Source organism: Rhizobium chutanense (assembly GCF_002531935.1).
GTDB lineage: Bacteria > Pseudomonadota > Alphaproteobacteria > Rhizobiales > Rhizobiaceae > Rhizobium > Rhizobium chutanense.
The window spans coordinates 1-3,003 of sequence record NZ_NWSV01000067.1; the positions used below are offsets into that span (position 1 = coordinate 1).

3 protein-coding genes and 1 pseudogene are annotated in these 3,003 nt (G+C 59.2%); all 4 read right to left on the reverse strand.

Going from position 1 to position 3,003, the window contains the following annotated elements; all coding sequences use genetic code 11:
* Nucleotides 1–122: 122 nt before the first annotated feature.
* Nucleotides 123–341, reverse strand: a complete 219-nt coding sequence (tnpB, locus tag CO666_RS33205; RefSeq protein WP_208722852.1) for an IS66 family insertion sequence element accessory protein TnpB — start codon at nucleotides 339–341, stop codon at nucleotides 123–125.
* A gap of 7 nt (nucleotides 342–348) precedes the next feature.
* On the reverse strand, nucleotides 349–2,439 hold the full coding sequence (locus CO666_RS33210) for a recombinase family protein (RefSeq protein ID WP_097603750.1): 2,091 nt from the start codon (nucleotides 2,437–2,439) through the stop codon (nucleotides 349–351).
* Nucleotides 2,417–2,605, reverse strand: a complete 189-nt coding sequence (locus CO666_RS34385; RefSeq protein ID WP_170967886.1) for a hypothetical protein — start codon at nucleotides 2,603–2,605, stop codon at nucleotides 2,417–2,419. Before CO666_RS34385 ends, CO666_RS33210 begins: the two co-directional genes overlap by 23 nt.
* A gap of 188 nt (nucleotides 2,606–2,793) precedes the next feature.
* A pseudogene (locus tag CO666_RS34415) lies at nucleotides 2,794–3,003 on the reverse strand (hypothetical protein); the annotation flags it as partial.

The window sequence follows — 3,003 nt, forward strand, 5'->3', positions numbered from 1 at the left end:
CGTCGAGCGCGTTCCTGGGCCAGCAGTGCAAGCGCACTGGCAAGGTCGTCCGGAAGCTCTTCGGTCGCATTGCTCATGACAGGATGGAATCATATTCGACCCTGTCATTCCAGTGTTTTTGCCTATCCGGCCGACGTCGGCCGCCAGGTCTTTTGCGGCATCCGCCAGTCGATACCTTCCAACAGATAACCGAGCTGCGCAGGCGTGATCACCACCGTGCCATCGGCCGCTGATGGCCAGATGAAGCGGCCGCGCTCCAGCTTCTTCGTGAACAGGCAAGCGCCCTGGCCGTCATGCCAGATCACCTTGATCAGACCGCCACAGTGCGCTTCATAATGCATCCCTCCATCAAATTCCGGGCAACCGGACGACTTTATCGTATTGATAATCTTCATAAAACTTGGGGCGTCGATCGACGACACCCTGCACCCCTATCCGGACGGCTTCCGAGGTTAACGCATCTACCGGAACCATCCACGGCGAGCCGGGAAGGATTTGCGTTGCAGGAAGAATTCCTCTCTGCACCAGGCTTTTGGCCGATCCCACGCAAATACCGAGTTTCTCCGCCGCTTTCATCAAGCTGATCATCGGTATCTCCACTTTGGTGGCATCATATTCGGGAATTCCCAGACGCTCGCGCATGTCACGAACACGCACGGCCGTCCAGCTCTCGCCATCACCTGTCTTGCAAAGCATCCGATTGAGGGAGACCGCGAGTTCCCGATCTGGCCAATGTCCGCCCAGTTTGCGCAGTGCTTCGACGGCCGATGGTGCGAGCTCAGCAGGATATCTTCCGGTCTTGACGCGCGCCACACGCACCTCTGTGTGCCGACCTCCGGTCCAATGGATCAACAGCACCGCCTCGTTGGTCGCATCGTCGAGATCGCAAATAATCTCCTGAACCAGGATGTGAATGAGCCGCTGCTTTGTTCTCGTCTCAGTGGAGGGCGCATTCCAGACGGTCGGGAGATCCTGGGCAAGCTGCAGGAGTCGGCCACGATCGATGACGGGGCGCGCTGCTGACAGCGCGGACAGGTCCTTGATCTTGCGCTCAAGCACGCCCACTCGCTCCAGGGCATCATTCCATCGGGCCTCCAGTTCGCGTGCAACATGCCGCTTGGCCGGGTCCACAAGCTCATACCTGCGACTGGCCAACAGCGCTTCGTAGCGTGAGCCTTCGAGGTCCCGATCGAGTGCCGCAATGACATCTCTTCGGGACCGCTCGACTTGATCCGAGGCGAAGATTGCCGCTTCGACGGCACGATCAGACACCGCTTCCAGAATCTGGACCGCAACGGCGCGATCGACCCTGACGCCGCCAATGCCGATACAAAGGCCGACACCCACGTGTGCATCGTCGCCGCGGCACTGATAGCGATGCGCGTTGCCCTTCGCGCTGCCGTAGAAGACGCGCATCATTCGGCCACAGCGACCGCATCGCATCAGCCCGGTCAAAAGGGCACGACCGCCACGCGCTGACTTGCGATCGCAGTTCTTCTTCATGTGCGCGTTCTCGGCCAGGAGCTTGTGGTTCTCCTCGTATTCCCGCCAACTGATGTAACCTTGATGATTGTCGCGCAGCAACACGCTCCATTCATCCCGGGGTTTGCGCACCCCAGTGGCCTTGCGAGCGCGACCATCGATGATCCGCGTTCGCTGTGCGCGTCTTCCGAAGGCGTAGGCGCCCGCATAGAGTGGGTTGTGGAGGATCTGCATGACGCTGTGGTACGCCGGCGCTTTCCAGACGAGCTTGCAGACGTCGACATTGCGCAGAACGACCGGCATCTTGATATCGGCCGACCGCAGCCACAAAAAGACCTGTCGTCCACTTCCCAGCTCCCGGAATTTGGCAAAGACCAGCCTGATCGTCTCAGCCACATGTTCGTCCGGGTCGATCTCGATCTTGCCCACTTCGCTCCAGCACAAGCCCGGCGGCAACATGAACCGCAGTTCCCCGCGTCCTGCCTTGGAATCGCGTGCTGCGATGCCGCGCTGACGCATCAAGCTAAGCTCATACTCCGACATCGTGCCTTTCAATCCAAGCAGCAGACGATCGTTGACGAGCCGCGGGTCATAGGCACCATCCGGATCGATGACCAGCGTACCGGCAAGTGCGCAAAGGTCGATCAGATGATGCCAGTCCCTGCCATTGCGCGCCAGGCGGGATGCCTCGATGCAATAGACCGCTCCCACATCGCCGGAGCAGACCTGTGCCACAAGCCGTTCGAATCCAGGCCGTTCCATGCTGCCTGAGCCGGAGCGGCCGAGATCGTCATCGATTGCGGTCACCGATGCAAAGCCGGTCGTTGCGGCAGCTCCAGCCAGATCATACTGCCGGCGCTGACTTTCCAGATTGCCGGTGACCTGAGTCATTGTGGACTGGCGGACATAGACCACAGCGGCGCGGCCAAGATGGTCAGGCGTGATCTTCGTGTTCATCAACGCCTCCCGTCTTCGTCATTCTGTTCGCGTCCAAAGCTTCCAGCAGAAGATCCGCCAGCGCTTCCACCAACCCTTTGACGTTCTTGACCGCCGGAACCTGAAGATTTTGGCGCTCCAACTGCAGAACGAGTTGGTCGCGATTTTGATGTCGCTTGCTTCGCATCATCCTTCTCCTTCTTCCTCGAAGGACGGGATTTTGCTCCTCTTGCGTGAGTCGCGCCGAACGATGCCAGCGCCGCTGCCAATTCGTTGAGACCGGCAATGCTGATCTCAGGCAGCCCTAGCGCCATGATAGTGCAATAGCTTTGATCGAACATCCAATTCGGCAACTCGCGGCACAGATCTGGACGCTCATCCGTGTAGATGCAGGTTAAACTTTTGCCACGCCTGAACGGTGAGACCTGCACTTTCTTCCCGAACAGCGGGTGCCAAGGATAGGCAATCGTCGAATAACGGGAAACGTATGCAGAATGTCGGTAGTTGTCCACCGCGGCCGCGGAATACGAACAGGTGTCCACACATCGGGTCGCGCTTCAGCGCCTCCTGCACCATCAACGACAA

What these genes read in the sequence shown, in the direction of transcription:
- tnpB (WP_208722852.1), bottom strand. Translation starts at nt 341, where the DNA reads ATGCATTATGAAGCGCACTGTGGCGGTCTGATCAAGGTGATCTGGCAT.
- CO666_RS33210 (WP_097603750.1), bottom strand. Translation starts at nt 2,439, where the DNA reads ATGAACACGAAGATCACGCCTGACCATCTTGGCCGCGCCGCTGTGGTC.
- CO666_RS34385 (WP_170967886.1), bottom strand. Translation starts at nt 2,605, where the DNA reads ATGCGAAGCAAGCGACATCAAAATCGCGACCAACTCGTTCTGCAGTTG.